This is a genomic window from Flavobacterium sp. AJR (assembly GCF_002156885.1).
GTDB lineage: Bacteria > Bacteroidota > Bacteroidia > Flavobacteriales > Flavobacteriaceae > Flavobacterium.
Window position 1 is genome coordinate 18,309 of sequence record NZ_NCWQ01000035.1, and the last position, 17,622, is coordinate 35,930.

19 protein-coding genes and 1 riboswitch are annotated in these 17,622 nt (G+C 31.5%); of the genes, 11 read left to right on the forward strand and 8 right to left on the reverse strand.

The window, feature by feature from the left end; translation table 11 throughout:
• The first annotated feature begins 29 nt into the window (after positions 1–29).
• A riboswitch (TPP riboswitch) is annotated at positions 30–123 on the forward strand.
• Between the two features lie 83 nt (positions 124–206).
• From B8T70_RS10760 to B8T70_RS10780, 5 genes are all read left to right on the forward strand, one after another.
• Positions 207–2,396, forward strand: a complete 2,190-nt coding sequence (locus tag B8T70_RS10760; protein WP_086894856.1) for a TonB-dependent receptor — start codon at positions 207–209, stop codon at positions 2,394–2,396.
• Between the two features lie 277 nt (positions 2,397–2,673).
• A complete protein-coding gene (locus tag B8T70_RS10765; protein ID WP_039111847.1) occupies positions 2,674–2,883 on the forward strand; it encodes a hypothetical protein in 210 nt (69 codons plus the stop codon).
• 65 nt (positions 2,884–2,948) lie between these two features.
• A complete protein-coding gene (locus B8T70_RS10770; protein ID WP_165763202.1) occupies positions 2,949–3,665 on the forward strand; it encodes a GLPGLI family protein in 717 nt (238 codons plus the stop codon).
• Between the two features lie 94 nt (positions 3,666–3,759).
• On the forward strand, positions 3,760–4,476 hold the full coding sequence (locus tag B8T70_RS10775) for a GLPGLI family protein (RefSeq protein ID WP_086894858.1): 717 nt from the start codon (positions 3,760–3,762) through the stop codon (positions 4,474–4,476).
• Positions 4,477–4,485: 9 nt separating this feature from the next.
• Positions 4,486–7,152 (forward strand): carboxypeptidase-like regulatory domain-containing protein, encoded by a 2,667-nt coding sequence (locus B8T70_RS10780; RefSeq protein ID WP_086894859.1) that lies wholly within the window; start codon positions 4,486–4,488, stop codon positions 7,150–7,152.
• Between the two features lie 6 nt (positions 7,153–7,158).
• Here B8T70_RS10780 and B8T70_RS10785 read toward each other — a convergent pair whose 3' ends face one another.
• Positions 7,159–7,575 carry a hypothetical protein gene (locus B8T70_RS10785; RefSeq protein WP_086894860.1) on the reverse strand — a complete coding sequence of 139 codons (417 nt, stop codon included), beginning with the start codon at positions 7,573–7,575 and terminating at the stop codon, positions 7,159–7,161.
• Positions 7,576–7,730: 155 nt separating this feature from the next.
• Between B8T70_RS10785 and greA the strand changes: the two genes are divergently transcribed.
• Positions 7,731–8,207, forward strand: coding sequence for a transcription elongation factor GreA (gene greA / locus B8T70_RS10790; RefSeq protein WP_039111852.1), 477 nt, complete (start codon positions 7,731–7,733; stop codon positions 8,205–8,207).
• A gap of 64 nt (positions 8,208–8,271) precedes the next feature.
• Entirely contained in the window at positions 8,272–8,658 is a 387-nt protein-coding gene (locus tag B8T70_RS10795) for an HIT family protein (protein ID WP_039111853.1), read from the forward strand.
• A gap of 70 nt (positions 8,659–8,728) precedes the next feature.
• Here the strand turns inward: B8T70_RS10795 and B8T70_RS10800 are convergent, their stop codons facing one another.
• The gene (locus B8T70_RS10800; RefSeq protein WP_086894861.1) at positions 8,729–9,883 is read right to left on the reverse strand and encodes a PAS domain-containing sensor histidine kinase; all 1,155 of its coding nucleotides are present in this window, start codon (positions 9,881–9,883) and stop codon (positions 8,729–8,731) included.
• Positions 9,884–10,040: 157 nt separating this feature from the next.
• Between B8T70_RS10800 and B8T70_RS10805 the strand changes: the two genes are divergently transcribed.
• The 4 genes from B8T70_RS10805 to B8T70_RS10820 all read left to right on the forward strand — a co-directional run bounded on the left by B8T70_RS10805 (position 10,041) and on the right by B8T70_RS10820 (position 12,825).
• On the forward strand, positions 10,041–10,925 hold the full coding sequence (locus B8T70_RS10805) for a flavin reductase family protein (protein WP_039111855.1): 885 nt from the start codon (positions 10,041–10,043) through the stop codon (positions 10,923–10,925).
• A 23-nt stretch (positions 10,926–10,948) separates the two neighbouring features.
• Entirely contained in the window at positions 10,949–11,320 is a 372-nt protein-coding gene (locus B8T70_RS10810; RefSeq protein WP_039111856.1) for a DUF3127 domain-containing protein, read from the forward strand.
• Positions 11,321–11,396: 76 nt separating this feature from the next.
• Positions 11,397–12,041 (forward strand): leucyl/phenylalanyl-tRNA--protein transferase, encoded by a 645-nt coding sequence (gene aat / locus B8T70_RS10815; RefSeq protein WP_086894862.1) that lies wholly within the window; start codon positions 11,397–11,399, stop codon positions 12,039–12,041.
• Positions 12,028–12,825, forward strand: a complete 798-nt coding sequence (locus B8T70_RS10820; RefSeq protein ID WP_242667452.1) for an MOSC domain-containing protein — start codon at positions 12,028–12,030, stop codon at positions 12,823–12,825. Before aat ends, B8T70_RS10820 begins: the two co-directional genes overlap by 14 nt.
• Here B8T70_RS10820 and B8T70_RS10825 read toward each other — a convergent pair.
• From B8T70_RS10825 to B8T70_RS10850, 6 genes are all read right to left on the reverse strand, one after another.
• A complete protein-coding gene (locus B8T70_RS10825; protein ID WP_086894864.1) occupies positions 12,822–13,532 on the reverse strand; it encodes a HesA/MoeB/ThiF family protein in 711 nt (236 codons plus the stop codon). The genes B8T70_RS10820 and B8T70_RS10825 overlap by 4 nt on opposite strands.
• 71 nt (positions 13,533–13,603) lie before the next feature.
• The gene (thiH, locus tag B8T70_RS10830) at positions 13,604–14,725 is read right to left on the reverse strand and encodes a 2-iminoacetate synthase ThiH (protein ID WP_086894865.1); all 1,122 of its coding nucleotides are present in this window, start codon (positions 14,723–14,725) and stop codon (positions 13,604–13,606) included.
• A gap of 167 nt (positions 14,726–14,892) precedes the next feature.
• The gene (locus B8T70_RS10835; RefSeq protein ID WP_086894866.1) at positions 14,893–15,669 is read right to left on the reverse strand and encodes a thiazole synthase; all 777 of its coding nucleotides are present in this window, start codon (positions 15,667–15,669) and stop codon (positions 14,893–14,895) included.
• A complete protein-coding gene (locus tag B8T70_RS10840; RefSeq protein ID WP_086894867.1) occupies positions 15,650–16,288 on the reverse strand; it encodes a thiamine phosphate synthase in 639 nt (212 codons plus the stop codon). Before B8T70_RS10840 ends, B8T70_RS10835 begins: the two co-directional genes overlap by 20 nt.
• On the reverse strand, positions 16,281–17,033 hold the full coding sequence (locus tag B8T70_RS10845) for a hydroxymethylpyrimidine/phosphomethylpyrimidine kinase (protein WP_086894868.1): 753 nt from the start codon (positions 17,031–17,033) through the stop codon (positions 16,281–16,283). The genes B8T70_RS10840 and B8T70_RS10845 overlap by 8 nt, the downstream gene beginning before the upstream one ends.
• Entirely contained in the window at positions 17,000–17,614 is a 615-nt protein-coding gene (locus B8T70_RS10850; protein WP_086894869.1) for a thiamine phosphate synthase, read from the reverse strand. The genes B8T70_RS10845 and B8T70_RS10850 overlap by 34 nt, the downstream gene beginning before the upstream one ends.
• Between the last annotated feature and the right edge of the window lie 8 nt (positions 17,615–17,622).

Here is a 17,622-nt window from a genome sequence, read left to right on the forward strand (position 1 = left end):
TGGAATTTGTTTTTTAACACTACATTTGCACTGTCTCAAAGGGGTGCTCTAAATAACGAGCTGAGATCATACCCAAAGAACCTGAGCGAGTAATGTCGCTAAGGGAATAAACGACAATTTTAGCGTGCACACTATCTTTTGTCGTGAAACATTTATTAATTTAACAAAAAGAATAATTCCCCCTTTTATTCGTAATTTTTTTACGGATGAAAACTATTATTAAAGGTGCTTTTATAGGCACGAAGGTTCAAAGGCACAAAGGTTCGAAGTTGAGCCGAAAATTTATTTCCTTTCTTCTATTCTCTTTTTTCTATTCTCTTTCTTCTTTTGCGCAAGTACAAGATACTACCAAAGTAAATCAATTAGATAATGTGTTGGTTTCGGCAGTACGTGTTACTACGAAAACCCCTGTAAGTTTTAGTAATTTAACTAAAAAAGACATTAAATTCAGAAATTTAGGTCAGGATATTCCTGTTCTTATGAATTATATGCCATCGGTTGTTACGACTTCAGATGCTGGAAACGGAGTAGGTTATTCAGGAATTCGTGTTAGAGGAAGCGATGCTACGAGAGTAAATGTTACCATAAACGGAATTCCGTATAATGATGCCGAGAGCCAAGGAACATTTTGGGTAAATATGCCTGATTTTGCTTCATCAGTAGAGAGTTTACAACTACAAAGAGGTGTTGGTACCTCAACAAACGGTTCGAGCGCTTTTGGAGCAAGTTTAAACTTATTGACAGATAATTATGCTACAAAAGCTACAGGAGAAATTGCTACTTCATTTGGTTCATTCAATACATTAAAAAACACAGTTAAGTTTAGTACTGGTTTATTAAATGACCATTTTGAAATTGCAGGACGTTTATCGACCATAAAATCAGATGGATATATAGATAGAGCAAGCACAGATTTAAAATCCTATTTCTTGCAAGGAGCGTATGTGGGTAAAACAACCTTAATTAAAGCTTTGGTTTTTGGAGGAACCGAAAAAACGTATCAAGCCTGGAACGGAATCGATGCAGAAACTCTAAATACTGACAGAACCTACAACTCTGCAGGAAAGTTTAAAGATGCATTAGGGAATACTCGTTTTTATGATAATGAAACCGATAATTATAATCAAAACCATTATCAGTTACATTGGAGTGAATTTGTGTCCGAAAAATGGAGTACAAACCTTGCTGCACATTATACAAAAGGAAAAGGATATTATGAAAATTATAAATATAATGAACCAGTTGAAGGTTACGGTGGGATTGAGCCTACTAAGATGGTGTATAATGATTTAGGAGAATTAGTTCCGGGAACAGATTTAATTCGCCAGAAATGGTTGGATAACGATTTTTATGGAACTACTTTTTCTGCAAAATATGTTACAGATAAGTTAGATGTAATTTTAGGGGGAGGCTGGAATAGATATGAAGGTGATCATTTTGGTAAAGTAATTTGGGCGAGAAATGCTGCTCTAACAGAACTTGGAGATCATTATTATGATGACCATTCGGTTAAATCAGACGGGAATATTTTTGCGAAAGCAAATTATCAATTAACCGATAAATTTAGTTTTTATGGTGATTTGCAATATAGAAGTGTTCAGTATAAAGCCAATAGTAAACAAACTGGTTTAGTCAATGATAATTTTAATTTCTTTAATCCAAAAGCAGGATTGAATTACGAAATTAACTTAAAAAACACTTTGTATTTCTCTTATGCAAGAGCCAATCGTGAGCCAAATAGAACAGATTATGAAGGAGGAAATGTAAAGCCAGAGAAATTAAACGACTTTGAATTAGGATGGAGATATAATTCAGAGAAAGTACAATTAACTTCAAATGTATATTATATGGGGTACAAAGATCAATTGATTTTAACAGGAAGGTTAGATGATGTTGGTGCTCCAATCCGTGCAAATACCGAAAAAAGTTACCGTTTAGGTTTAGAGGTTGATGCTACGATTGCCTTGTCGGAGAAGTTTATAATAAGACCTAATTTTACATTAAGTAGTAATAAAAATGTTGATTTGGCAGTAGATGGAGAGTATTATGGTACTACAAGTATTGCCTATTCTCCAGAGGTAATAGTAGGGAACATTATTGTGTATAAACCAATAGAAGGATTATATGTTTCGCTATTGCAAAAGTACGTAGGAGAACAATTCATGAATAATATAGAATTGCCAGCTGCGAAACTAGCTGATTATTTTACAAACGATTTGAATATTGCTTACGAGATAAAACCAAAATCTATTTTTAAATCAATTACAATTACTGGTTTAGTAAATAATATTCTGGATAAAAAATATGTTTCAAACGGAGCTATGTGGGATATCTATCCGTCTTATTATCCGCAGGCAGGAATTAATTTCCTAGCTGGATTAACCCTTAAGTTTTAAATCTATTTAGTTTTATATTAAAAAAGCCTGAAAATTTTAATTTTTCAGGCTTTTCTTTTTTAGTTATAAATACGTAATGTACTTCCAGCTATATCTACACGATATTGTTTAAAATCTAGATTTCTTCATAGGATTGTTTAGCTTTTGATAAAAATATTTGTGTTTTTTAATATTTATATTGTTAATATAATCTTAAAATGTAAGAATAATATTTATTTATTGATATGTTTACGATGGTTAACCAATAACACTATTAATAAAATTAAAAAAGTAAATTATGAAAAAATTAATATTTTCTGCTTTATTAGCGGTAGCATTTAGTGGGCCAGCAATGGCAAATACAGTAGAGTCTGATGTGGCTTCGACTTTTTTTGTAAGTAATTGTGGAGGTGTATATCATCGTACATATATAGAATTTTGTGACATAGGCCTTGAAGATGACGCTTCTGGTGAAGCTTGGGCAGCTTATAAAGAATGTCTTGGATAAATAAAGTTTATTGTTATTAATAATCCGTTTAGATGTTTAGTTTAAACGGATTAAAACTAAATTATATGAAATATAAATATATCCTTTTTTCCTTTTTTTCGATTGGATTAACTGCTCAAAATCTAGCTAAAGTAAATTATATAGTTATGCCAACTAATGGTTCTATAGAAAAAAATGAAACTATAATGAAAATGAGTGTATCATTCAATGGTGTTGATGAAGCATTAAAAAAATTAGAGTATGAGTTGTTGGTAAGTAATAATAGATCTTATTTTCATTTAATCTCAAGTCTTGATTTTAATGAAAGAGCTACAAGATTAGCAAGATCGCTTGCTGGGCGTAAAGAATATTATAGAGATAATAATAAAAATGAACTAATAGAGGTTGTTGATTTTTGGGGGGAATCTTTTAATGTTTTGGCGGATGTAAATAAAGAATGGGAACTTGTAAATGAAACAAAATTAATTAATGGCTATAAATGCTATAAAGCCATTACTGAAAGAAAGATTTGGCTAAAAAAAACAGATAATTTCGCGAAAGTAATAGCTTGGTATTGTCCTAGTATTCCGATGAATTATGGACCAAAAGGATTTGGTGGATTACCAGGATTAATATTGGAATTACAAGATGATAAAATAATTTATTTAGCTTCAAAAATAGAGATTGATGAGAAGTTGAAAATTAATATAGGTGAAATAAAAGGTAAAGTAATTACTGAAAATGACTATTATAAGATAGTAGAGAAAACGAACGAAAATAATATGAATGCGATATCAAAATAATAATTTATAGATTCAAGTCAGGATAATTTATAGATTTTCATTTCATAAGTAACCTATTGTTTACATGATAGAATGAATATAATAACTAAATCATATGAAATATAAATATATTCTTTTTTTCTTTTTTTCGATTGTAATAAATGCACAAAATAGTGCCAGAGTAAATTATATAGTTGTGCCCACTGGAGGATCTTTAGAAAAAAATGAAGTTATAGCAAAAGGTAAATTACGTGTGGATGGGATTGATGAAGAACTTAAAAAATTGGAATATGAGTTGTTGATAAAGAATAATAAGTCTTTTTTTTCTCTCATTTCTGTATTAGATATAAATGAGAGAATAACGAGAATGGCTAAGATATTCGCTGGACGATATGATTATTATAGAGATAATAATAAAAAGACAATTTTGAAAATTATTGATTTTTCTGGAGAAATGTTTAATGTTTTATCTGATGTTAATAATAATTGGAAGCTTACAAATGAAACAAAAACAATAAATGGTTATTTATGTTATAAAGCTTTGATAGAAAAGAAAATTACTTTAAAAAAAACAGACAACATGGCACAAGTAATAGCTTGGTATTGTCCAGCTATACCATTAAGTTATGGACCGAAAGAATTTGGAGGATTACCAGGGTTAATATTAGAATTGCAAGATGATAAAATAATTTACTTAGTTTCAAAAATAGATTTATATTCAAAAATAGATATTAAGATTAAAGAAGTAAAAGGAAAAACAATTACAGAAGATGATTTTAACAAAATAGTAGAACAGACTCATCAGAATAATATGAATGCAATATCAAAATAACATCTTTAAATGGTTCGTTGTATACTATTTTTTCTTTTCTCAACTTTTTCTTTTTCTCAAACAAAAAGCTTTGTAGGGGTCATTTCGGATGATTCTAATAAGCCGTTAGAGTCCGCTAATGTAATTGCTAAGCCATTACAAGAAAAAGCTGATTTAAAATTTGCTATTGCGGATAATAGGGGGCGTTACAAATTAGAACTTGATAAGCAAGTTAAGTATGAGATTATAGTTTCTTATATTGGGTTTGTAGAGGATGTCTTTATATTAGAAGCTGAATCAGATAAAATGGCTCATGATTTTAAATTAAAACCTACAGGTGAAAAACTTAAAGAAATTGTAATAAAACATGATTTTAAACCAATTATAGTTAAAAAAGACACCCTTATTTTTGATGTAAAAAGCTTCTCGAATGGTAATGAGCGTAAGATGAAAGAAATTTTAGAAAAATTACCTGGAGTAGAAGTAGATAAAAATGGAACTGTAACGGTACAAGGGAAAAAAGTAACTAAAATGTTGGTGGAAGGAAAATCCTTTTTTGGTGGTGGATCGAAATTAGCGGTAGAAAATATTCCAGCAAATGCACTCGATAAAATTGAAGTAATTGATAATTTTAATGAGGTAGGGTTTATGAAGCAAGTCTCAGATAACGATGATTTGGCGATAAATGTAAAATTAAAAGAGGATAAGAAAAAATTTGTTTTTGGAGACATAGAAGCAGGAGCAGAAGTAGGCGCTGATGAAAATGGGTTTTATTTAGTACATGCAGCCTTATTTTATTATAGTCCTAAGGCTAATTTTGGTTTTATAACTGACCTTAATAATATAGGGAAAAGCAGTTTTACTTTTGATGACTTATTAAGATTTAGAGGAGGTGTAAGTAGTTTTCTTTCTGGAAGAAAATCGTTGACTAATTTGTATTCTTTCGCTAATGATAATAGTGATATGGAAAAGAATAAGTCACAATTTGGAGCTTTAAATTTTAGTTTTGATACTTCGCCTGAACTATCGGTTTCAGGGTTCGCTATATTTTCTAACGTATTGACGAAATCTAGAATAGACAATAAAAATGAATATCTAAATAATAGTACTATTGATTATGAATACAAACTTCGAAATGCTGATAATAAATCAGTACTAGGAATTGGAAATGTAAAATTAGATTATTCACCTAGTAATAAAGAAAAATGGTATTATAATAGCCAATATCAGTCTAGTACAAATGATTTGTCTAGTGTTTTAACCTCCATAACAAATACAGATTCAAGTCTTTTTGAGACAATTAGTAAAGCAGATAATGTATCGGTAAAGCAATATATCGAATGGCATAAAAATTATGATTTATATCATACTACTACTTTTGTGATTAATCAAGCGTATGATAAACTTACACCGAAAAATTATTGGTCTACTAACCAACCTTTTTTGACAGGGTTGATTCCATTAATTAAAGATGAAATGTATAATGTGCAGCAGATTAATGAAATAAAAAATAATACTATTGATGCATTATTTAAGCATTATTGGGTTATTAATAATTTTAATCATCTATATGCTAATGTTGGTAATAATTTTGGAACATCTAAATTTGATACTTCAGAGAAACAATTTCTAACAGATGGTACTATTAATGACTTTGTGAATGCAGGTTTTGGTAATAATGTAAAATATCAATTAAATGATACTTATGTTGGTTTAGAATATAAATTTAAGATAGGTAAGTGGACAAATAAACCGGGTGTTTATTTGCACTGGTATCAGATGAAGACTAAACAAAATGATGAAAATATTTCATTGGGAAGAACGTTTTTTCAGCCACAATGGAATAGTGATTATGAGTTTAATAAGTCAGAAATATTGAATTTTGCATATAAATTAGTGAACAGTTTCCCCGAAGCCAATCAATTAGCCAATCAATATACTTTACAATATTATAATGCAGTTTATAAAGGAGATGCATTATTAAAGAATGAAAGATACCACTCGGCTAATTTGCATTATTCAAAAATGAATATGTACAGAGGGATTGTATGGAATGGAATGGTAAATTATTCGAAAAAAGTAAAAGTTATTCGGAATGAAGTTGAACTTGATGGGATTAATCAATTTAGCAGACCTGTTTTAACAGATAATCCCGAAACAAATTGGAATATTGATGGCTCGATTTCTAAAAACATTTATCGGTTTAATTTAAAAGTCAATGTGAATCTCAGCTCGCTTAATTATACACAAATGTTAAATGATGTAGCCACAGACAATCAAAGAAATAATCAAGATATAGAGGTTGTGTTTAGAACAGCTTATAAAAAATGGCCTTATTTTAGTATTGGTTATACTAAAGGGTATAGCGAATTTTTGAGTGCCTTGAAGTCTAATTACCAAACTGATGCTTTAAAGTCAGAGTTTGAAATTAATTTGTTGAAATTTTGGACTTATAAAATTGATTACAAAAATCTAAAGAATACAAATAATGACAATCAATCTAATTTTTATGAAATAATGAATACATCATTATTTTATCAAAAGAAAGATAGTCCCTTTGGATTTGAACTTACAGTAAACAATCTGTTTGATGTAAGAAAGAAAGAGACTTATTCTTTTTCGGATTATATGATTAGTGAACAAGCAACTTATATTTTACCTCGAGTAATTTTGTTTTCGATAAACTATAAATTATAATTCATTTTAGTTATATATACGTAATGTACTTCCAGCTACATCTACACGATATTGTTTCATAGGGTATTCTTTATCCCCTAGTCCTGTAAATAAACTATAAACGCTTTTGTCACAAGAACAAACAGCATTTATGCCATCGATAGTCATGGCTACACAACTTGATATCGCTTCATTAGGGCAAGCAGCATCAAAAACATTATATGAGGTTTCGCCAACTTTCATTACAATTAAACCTTTTGCTCCATAGTTAGGAATATATACAGGGTTGCTTATAAATTTAAGATTGGAATAGGCAGGCAAATTCGTATCAATGGTAAGATTTACTGAATAATTTGGAATGTTAGGATTTTTACTTCTGTCACGACTATCACTACAAGACATGAGCAGAACAACAAACAGGGATAAAAGCCAGAATTTTTTCATTATTATAAAAAGAATTAGTAAGACAAAATTAATTTAATTAGATTTGAAATCTATATGATTAACATATAATTATGTACTATTAAAAATAATAGTATCTTTGTAATAAGAAATCCCGTCCCGATGGGATTTTTTCTATTTATATAAACGATGAAGTTATGAGTAAAGTATCTTATTATACAGCAGAAGGATTAAAAAAATTAAAAGATGAATTGGAGCACTTAAAAAGTGTAATGCGTCCAAAGGCATCTCAAGATATAGCCGAAGCAAGAGATAAAGGTGATTTATCTGAAAACGCCGAATATGATGCAGCCAAAGAAGCACAAGGCCTACTTGAAATGCGAATTTCTAAGATGGAAGAAGTGTATTCGAATGCAAGATTAATAGATGAATCGCAATTAGATGTTTCTAAAGCGTTGGTGCTTTCTAATGTAAAAATTAAAAATCAAAGCAACGGTATGGAAATGAAATATACGCTTGTTGCAGAAAGTGAAGCAGATTTAAAAACTGGAAAAATATCAGTTACTTCTCCAATAGGAAAAGGGTTACTTGGAAAATCAGTTGGTGAAGTTGCAGAAATCACAGTACCAAACGGAGTTTTGAAATTTGAAATTCTTGAAATTACAAGAGACTAAATTTTTAGTTTAACTGTTTAATCGTTAAATCGGTTAAACGATTAACCAAATAAACGAATAAACAATGTCAATATTTACCAAAATAGTAAACGGAGAAATTCCAAGTTATAAAATTACCGAAGATGATAATTTTTTGGCGTTTCTGGATGTAAATCCAAATGCCAAAGGACACACGCTTTGCATCCCGAAGAAAGAAATCGATAAGATTTTTGATATGGATGATGAATTATATCTAGGATTAATGCAGTTTTCTAAAAAAGTTGCAATTGCTCTGGAGAAAACAGTTCCATGTAAAAGAGTAGGAATGGCAGTAGTAGGACTTGAAGTTCCTCATGCACACGTACACTTGATTCCGCTTAACGAAATGGATGAAATGCGTTTCCATAATAAAGTATCACTTAGTAAAGAAGAATTTGAGGCTTTGGCCAAAAGTATTCAGGCTAATTTATAAGTCTTAAATAAGTATCTTTTAAATAAAATAAAACCACAAATTCAATTCATGAGTTTGTGGTTTTTTATTTTTATGATGGAGAATTTATTTTGTAATTAAGTTGGATGATTGTTCCCTTTCCTATTTCAGATTGTAAAACCCTTATCTTTCCGCTATGATACTCCTCGACAATTCTTTTTGTTAATGAAAGACCTAATCCCCAACCTCTTTTTTTGGTTGTAAAACCAGGTTCGAATATGGTTTTAAATTGTTTTTTAGGAATCCCGATTCCAGTGTCTGAAACATTTATTTTTACTAAGTTTCCGTCTTGCTCAATTTTCAATGACAAATTGCCTTTTCCTTTCATAGCATCAATGGCATTTTTTACCAAATTCTCAATAGTCCAACTATGAAGAATAGGATTAATCATAACCATAATTGGATTCTCAGGCGTCTGGCAAGAAAAATTTACTTGTTTAGAGAAACGAGATTGTAAATAATCATAGGTATTTACTGTTTCCTGTACAATATCTTTATTTTCAAGAACTGGAGTAGATCCTATTTTAGAGAAACGATCGGTAATAGTTTGTAAACGCTCAATATCTTTCTCAATCTCTAAAGTAATTGATTGGTCAATATTTTCAGTCTTTAAGAACTCGACCCAACCAATCAGAGATGATAGTGGAGTTCCTATTTGATGTGCTGTTTCTTTTGCCATTCCTGCCCAAAGTTTATTTTGGGTAGCCATTTTGGTACTTCTGTAAAAGTTGTAAACCAGGCCTCCAAACAAAAAGATAATCAATAATAAAGCAATTGGATAATACTTAAGTTTATTTAATAATTCGGAGTTGCCATAATATAGTTCCTGATGTTTTCCAGGAGCATACTCAATTACAATTGCCTCATTCTCCCGTTTTAGTTTGTTTAAAAAAGAACTAGCCTTTTGTTTATCTTTTATAACGGTTTCATCAATATTTACTGCACTTATAATACTGTCCTTCTCAGTTAAAATAATAGGAATCGAAGTGTTGTTGCTAAATATTTGTAATGGTAATTCGACATCGGTATTTTCATCAGCATTAATCAATGTTTTTTGAGCATTAGCCCAAAGATTCATTTTTAAGCGTTCCTCATTTTTAAAAATCTGAAAAAAGGTATAAGTGTTCCAAAGAATTAAGGAAATAATCAAAAAGGAAGCACAAATAATGATCCATCGGGTTGTATTTCTTCTTTCTGAAAAAAACATAAATTAAATTTTGAGGTATAAATATAACGAAATAAACATAGTATATATTTTGTACGGGTACAAAGATTTTTATTTTTAAAATGAATAGACTTCTTTCGAAACTTAAACGATTTATGTACTTTTGTTGTCTTCTAAAAATGATTAGAAAAATAAAAGTATGATTAGTATTGATCCAAAGGAAATTCCGACCGCAAAAGTGCAAGGTTATTTACAAAGTGCAGTTGGACCAAGGCCTATTGCTTTTGCAAGTACTATAGATAAAGACGGAAATCCGAATTTATCGCCATTTAGTTTCTTCAATGTTTTTAGCGCCAATCCGCCTATTTTAGTTTTTTCACCCTCTCGAAGAGTACGTGACAATTCTATAAAACATACTTTGATAAATGCCGAAGCTACACGCGAAGTTGTTATTAACGTGGTTAATTATGATATTGTACAACAAACATCGCTTGCTAGTACAGAATATGCCGATGGTGTAAACGAATTTATAAAATCGGGATTAACACAAATCCCATCGGATATTGTAAAACCGTATAGAGTAAAAGAGTCGCCAGTACAGTTTGAATGTAAAGTAACTCAAATTATTCCGTTAGGGACAGAAGGAGGAGCAGGGAATCTTATTCTTTGTGAGGTGGTAAAAATTCATATTCACGAAGCAATTTTGGATGAGAATGGAGCAATCGATCAACATAAAATAGACTTGGTTTCCCGCTTAGGAAGTAATTGGTATTCAAGATCGAATCAAGGACTTTTTGAGGTCGAAAAACCCCTTACAACTCTAGGAGTAGGAGTAGATGCGATACCTGATTATGTAAAGGAAAGTCCTGTTTTTGACGGGAATGATTTAGGTAAATTAGGGAATATTGAAGCCTTGCCTACAACAGAAGAAGTTAGTATATTTGTGAAAGAAAACTTTTCTGTGAAGGGAGTATTGAGCTCAGATGATGATGTAAAAGTGCATCAAAAAGCTAAAAAGTATCTTGATGAAAACGATGTAATATCGGCTTGGAAAGTACTTTTGGCTAAGAAAATAAAAAAATAAATAACAATTAAATAAAAACGGAGATGGAAGTTACAGGAAAAGTAAAAGTTGTTAATCCAGAACAACAAGTTAGTGCATCATTCAAAAAAAGAGAACTTGTAGTTACTACAGAAGAGCAATATCCTCAACATATCATGATCGAATTTACTCAAGATAAATGCGATTTGTTGAGTAGCTATAAAACAGGAGATCCAGTAAAAGTTTCAATTAACTTAAGAGGAAGAGAATGGGTTAATCCACAAGGAGAAACTAAATACTTTAATAGTATCCAAGGATGGAGAATCGAAAGATTAGATACAGCTGCTCCAGCTCAAACTCCACCAATGCCTGCTGCAGAAGCTTTTGCTCCAGCAACAAACTTAAATGAAGACGAACCAGACGATTTACCATTTTAATCAATAGGTTTTGATTTTATAATAAACAAACCCGGCAATTTTTTCAAATTTGTCGGGTTTTATATTTTACTTAAAAATGTATCATTTATCCGATGTTTTATTTTTTCCGCCAGTTTCAGAAGCTAATTATGATGGTATTTTGGCAATTGGAGGTGATTTATCTCCAGAACGATTACAGCTAGCTTATCGAAGCGGAATTTTTCCATGGTTTAATGAAGGAGAACCAATATTATGGTGGTCGCCAAATCCTAGAATGGTTTTGTTTTTAGATGAATTGATTGTGACTAAAAGCATGCGTAATATTCTTAATCGAAATATTTTTAAGGTAACTTTCAACCAGAATTTTAGAGATGTAATTTCAAATTGCCAAAAGATAAAACGTGATGGTCAAAACGGAACATGGATTTCTAATAACATGATTGAATCCTATTGTAAACTTCATGAGATGGGTTTTGCAAAATCGGTTGAGGTATGGGAGAATGATGTATTGGTAGGCGGTTTATATGGGGTAGATTTAGGACATGTTTTTTGTGGAGAAAGTATGTTCTCTAAAGTGTCTAACGCATCCAAAGTTGCTTTTATAGCTTTAGTAAATAAATTAAAAAATGAGAATTATAAACTCTTAGATTGTCAGGTTTATAATCCACACCTGGAAAGTTTAGGATGTCGGGAAATTGAACGTGATGTTTTTATGCAAATTTTAAATAATGATGAGTACTAGTTACATTGTAAAAGAACTTTATATCTATCCTATCAAAAGTTTGGCAGGAATTAGTTGTAAAAGCGCTAGGGCAGAAGAAATGGGGTTTGAAAATGACCGCAGATGGATGCTTGTTGATGAATTTAATCAATTTATTACTCAAAGAGAATATCCTTTTTTAAGTCAGTTTTATCCACAAATTTCGGATGGAAAAATGACAATAACATATCTAGACAAAAAACATGAGTTTTTTATTGATGAAAACTTAGGCATACCTATTTCTTCGATGGTATGGGATGATAAAAGCGAAGTTGTTGAGGTAAATAAAACAACTTCTGAATGGTTTACTGCTCAGTTAGGATTTATTTGTAAACTAGTCAAAATTATTAATAGCGGAGATAGAAAACATACAAATTCAAAACTAGATACCACATTTAATGTTAGTCTTGCCGATGGTTATCCGTACTTATTAATTGGAAGCGAAAGTCTAGATAATTTAAATGAAAAACTCCAAGAGAAAATAACTGTTTTAAGGTTCAGACCCAATATTGTAATTAGTACAGCAGTTGCACATGAAGAAGATACTTTCGAAGCTTTTCAGATTGGAAATGGCAAATTCAAAAATATAAAACCTTGCGGAAGATGTATTATGGTAAATAATGATCCTAGTAAAGGTGTTGTGAAAAAAGAACCGTTAAAAACATTAAGCAAGTATCGTAAAGTTGATAATTCTGTTTTCTTTGGTACAAATTTAGTGTGCTTGGAAAATGCTATTATTAATGTTGGAGATGCTATTGTTTTCTAGAAATTCAGTTTAGTAAAGTTCCAGTTTATCGTGTCAAAAAGAACCAATTCATTTTTTAATGTAGGTAAATCCAGAATTAGTTTTAATGTTTCGTGTGCCATCATTGTGCCGATTATTCCAGGTAATGTTCCAAGGACACCGTTGAGGTTACAATTAGGCACATCCTTTGGATCGGGCATTTTAGGGAATAAATCGCGTAAGTTTTTACTTCCATTATGATTAAAAACAGCTACTTGTCCTTCAAATTTTAGAATACTTCCGTAAACCAATGTTTTGTTTAAATTCACACATGTGTCATTAACGAGATATCGTGTTTTAAAATTATCCGAACCATCTACAACAATATCAAAATCCTGAATAATTTGAGATGCATTTTCATGAGTTAGTTTTTCTTCAAAAGCGATAACAGTAATTAATGGATTTAGTTTTTCGACTACAGTTTTAGCAGTCAGAGTTTTGGCTTGACCAACAGCTTCTTCGGTATATAAAATCTGGCGATGTAGATTATGAATTTCTATTATATCAAAATCTACAATACCAATAGTTCCTACTCCTGCAGTTGCTAAATATTGCAAAATAGGGCAACCCAAGCCACCTGCACCGATAACCAATACTTTTGCTTGTTTTATTTTTTCTTGCCCAATATCACCAATTTCAGGCAACATCATTTGGCGGTTATAGCGTAAAAAATCTTGTATAATACTCATTTTTTGTGTTTAAAGTGAAGAGGTGAAATGTGAAATGAAATTAAGATTCGAGAGTATCTGGTTTAATGACTTTAAGATATTTGACTATATGTTCTATCCCAATCTTTCCAAACTGGCTCATAACCTGATTCTTTGATGATTTTAGCGATTTCCTGAGCCGAACGTTCATCGCTAATCTCGAATTGTTCTAATGATTGTGGGTCAACGACATATCCACCCGGGTTTGTTTTTGAACCTGCACTCATACTCGTCGTTCCAATCGGAATAATATTATTTCGGAATTTTTCATTTTCACGTGTCGATATAGAAATTTCTAAATCTTCATTCCATAATCGGTACGCACAAATAAGTTGCGTTAAATCTTTATCATCCATAATAAAATTAGGTTCGATGATTCCTTCGGCAGGACGTAATCTGGGGAAAGAAACGGAATATTTTGTTTGCCAATATTTTTTCTGGAGATAATCGATGTGCAAAGCATTAAAAAAACTATCGGTACGCCAGTCTTCTAAACCTAATAAAACGCCTAATCCGATTTTATGAATACCCGCAGTTCCAATTCTGTCAGGAGTTTCTAATCTAAAATCGAAATTTGATTTCTTGCCTTTTGTATGGTACTTTTTATAAACTTCCTGATGATACGTTTCCTGATATACCAAAACAGAGTAAACTCCAGCTTCATGAAGTTTTTCATATTCTTCAGTAGAAAGTGGCTGGACTTCAACAGAAATAATCGAAAAATGCTCTCTTATTTGTGTAATTGCATTCAGGAAATAATTAATATTTACAGTATAATTTGCTTCGCCAGTTACCAATAAAACATGGTCGAATCCAACATTTTTTAAAGCTTCAACTTCCAGTTTTATCTCAGGGTCTGAAAGTGTTTTTCGTTTGATTTTATTATCCAAACTAAAACCACAATAGGTACAAATGTTCTGGCATTCGTTACTTAAATAAAGTGGCGCGTACATCTGAATCGTTTTACCAAAACGTTTCTTAGTAAGTTCATGGCATTCTTGCGCCATTTGCTCTAAATAAGGCAAAGCTGCTGGTGAGATAAGTGCCAGAAAATCATCAAGATTTCGTTTGTTTTTGGTCAATGCGCGTTCTACTTCCTGTGGGGAAGTTTGGTATATTTTGGATTGGATGGTATTCCAGTCGTATTGATTAAAAACAGATTTGAATGTGTTCATTTTATGTTGTATTTAACCGTAAAGAGGTTTTATCTGTAAATATTTTTTATCCGCAAAAGGTTTTAACCGCAAAGGGCACTAAGGGAAAACGCTAAGAACACAAAGCTTAGCGAACTTTGCGTAAAACTTTGCGCCCTTTGCGGTTTAAAAAACTGTGTTTAAATATATTAATCATATAAAAAAGAAGTCAATGGGCTCGAAGCTACAGCTTGATTATATTGTTTTCCTAGTTTAGCCTCAAATGCTTTTCGACCAGCAATTACAGCTTCTCTGAAGGCTTCTGCCATTAATTCTGGATTTCCTGCTACAGCAATCGCAGTATTAACTAAAACAGCATCAGCGCCTAATTCCATTGCTTTTGCAGCGTCTGATGGGGCTCCGATTCCAGCATCTATAATTACAGGAACGTTGCTTTGTTCTATTATAATTTCTAGAAAATCGATTGTTTTTAATCCTTTATTACTGCCAATAGGAGAGCCCAGAGGCATTACAGCTGCTGTTCCTGCATCTTCCAATCGTTTGCATAAAACGGGGTCTGCATGTATGTACGGCAGAATAATAAAACCTAGTTTTGCTAATTCTTCGGTAGCTTTTAAAGTTTCGATAGCATCAGGCATTAAGTATTTTGGATCAGGATGAATTTCGAGTTTTAGCCAATTGGTTTCAAGTGCTTCACGTGCTAATTGTGCTGCAAATATTGCTTCTTTTGCATTTCTTGCTCCCGAAGTATTTGGTAATAAATTAATCCTCGGATGTTTTAAATGTGATAAAATAGCATCGGTTTCAGTTTCTAAATCAATACGTTTTAAAGCAACTGTAACCAATTCACTTCCCGAAGCCAAAATAGCTTTTTCCATTTCCAGATTTGAGCCAAATTTTCCTGTTCCCAAAAACAAACGGGATTCAAGTAATTTGTCGCCTATTTTAAATGATGACGTTTGCATATAATTTTTCGTTAAGTTGTGTAATGAGTTTTCCTTTTTCGGGACTTTTGGTAATTATTCCAGAAACAGCAATTCCATGAATTCCGGTTTCTATTAATTGATCAACGTTTTCTAATGTGATTCCGCCAATAGCATAAATAGGAATTTCGAGATTGTTGGATTTGATTTTTTGTATGATTTCATGATATCCTTCTATGCCTAGAATCGGACTTAATTTCTCTTTGGTTTCTGTGAACTGAAATGGACCAAGACCAATATAATCACAACCATTTTTTATATGCTTGGTGATATCTTCGAATGTATTGGCTGTTCCGCCAATAATTTTTGTATTTCCTAATATGGTTCGGGCTTCTTCAATTTTTGTGTCCGAAAGCCCTAGATGTACACCATCGGCAGCAATTTGTTGAGCCAGATAAACATTGTCATTGATGATGAAATTGGCTAGATATTCTTCACATAAAAACTTTACAGCTTCTGCTAAAGCAAAAGAATTCTTTGTTGTTTGATTTTTAAATCGCATTTGTACCCAATCACAGCCATTATCTAACGCCTGATGAATATTGTACAATTGTGCCTCGATTGTATTTCCTTGTGAGATGTATTGTAGTTTATTATACATAGTGATAGCCGATTAAGGTTGAAGTTGAATTCAAGTATTTTTCGATATAATTTTTGGCATTTATACAGGCTGATTTTAAATCTTGGTCCAAAGCCAAATTAGCAGCAATAGCCGATGATAATACACAACCTGAACCATGTTTTGCGTAGCATTTGGTGTTATTTGGCGTAAGCACGAAAACTTCATTTTGGTTATATAAATAATCAGTTCCGATAGCTTTGTTATTATGTCCGCCTTTTAATAAAATAGCCGTTGGGATTTGTTTGTTTAATTGACTTGCGTCAAAATCGAAATCAGGAAATAGCTTTTTTACTTCATTATAATTTGGTGTAATCAAATCAATTTTGGAAAGTATCTCGTTTAAATCTGATTTGTTTTCGATGGTAATAAAATCAAATTCGGTTGTAGATTTTAAAACTGTGTCCCAGACTATTTGAGTTTTAAGAGAAAGTTTTTTTATATTAAAAACAATTTCTTTTAAATAATGGAGAGAAGGTACAATCCCGATTTTCACCACCTTTATATCATAATTTTCAAAAAGTGTTTTTATGGAACGTAGCACAAAATCAAGCGATGTCCATTCTATTTGAAAGAATTCTTTTTCTGTCTGAATTGTATTTCCTGTATTTATGGCAAGTCCAGATACATGATGTTGTTCAAAAGTTTTGCAATCTGCCAAAACTCCTGCGCCACCAGAAGGATCAAAACCAGCTATTGTAAGGACGAAAGGACGATTTCCTGACATGATTTAAAATTTTTAATTGGATTTTCGGCATTCCAAATACTTCCTAATAGTGCAACATTATCAAAACCAGTTGCGAGTGTTTTTTCTATGTTTTCTGAATTAATTCCTCCCAAAGCAACTAGTTTAGTTTTTGCATTAGTTCTGTTCTTTATGGCTTCAAATAAATCTGTTTTAGGGAGATAATTCTCTTTAGAAATACTCGGATAAACTGGACTCAAAAAGGCATATTCAAATTCGGGAGCTAATGAATTAAAATCGTGAATTGAATGTGTCGATGTTGATAAAACTATATTTTTAGACCTACATGGTTTTGTAAATCTTGCAGGAAAACCAAGATTGATTTTTCTTTTTTCCTCTGTAAAATGAATTCGGTTAATCTTAAAGTTTTCTATCAATTCATGATGACTATGTAATACCAATCGAGATCGGAATTCGGGACTTATCTGTTCGACAAACGAAATCATTTCCTTTAGCGAATAATCTGGTTTTCGTACATGAAACAATTGTAATCCTTCCTCAAAAAGAGAATGGATTACATTGATTTCATTTGCTATAGCAGTTGGATTTGATAGAACTATCATAATCTTTC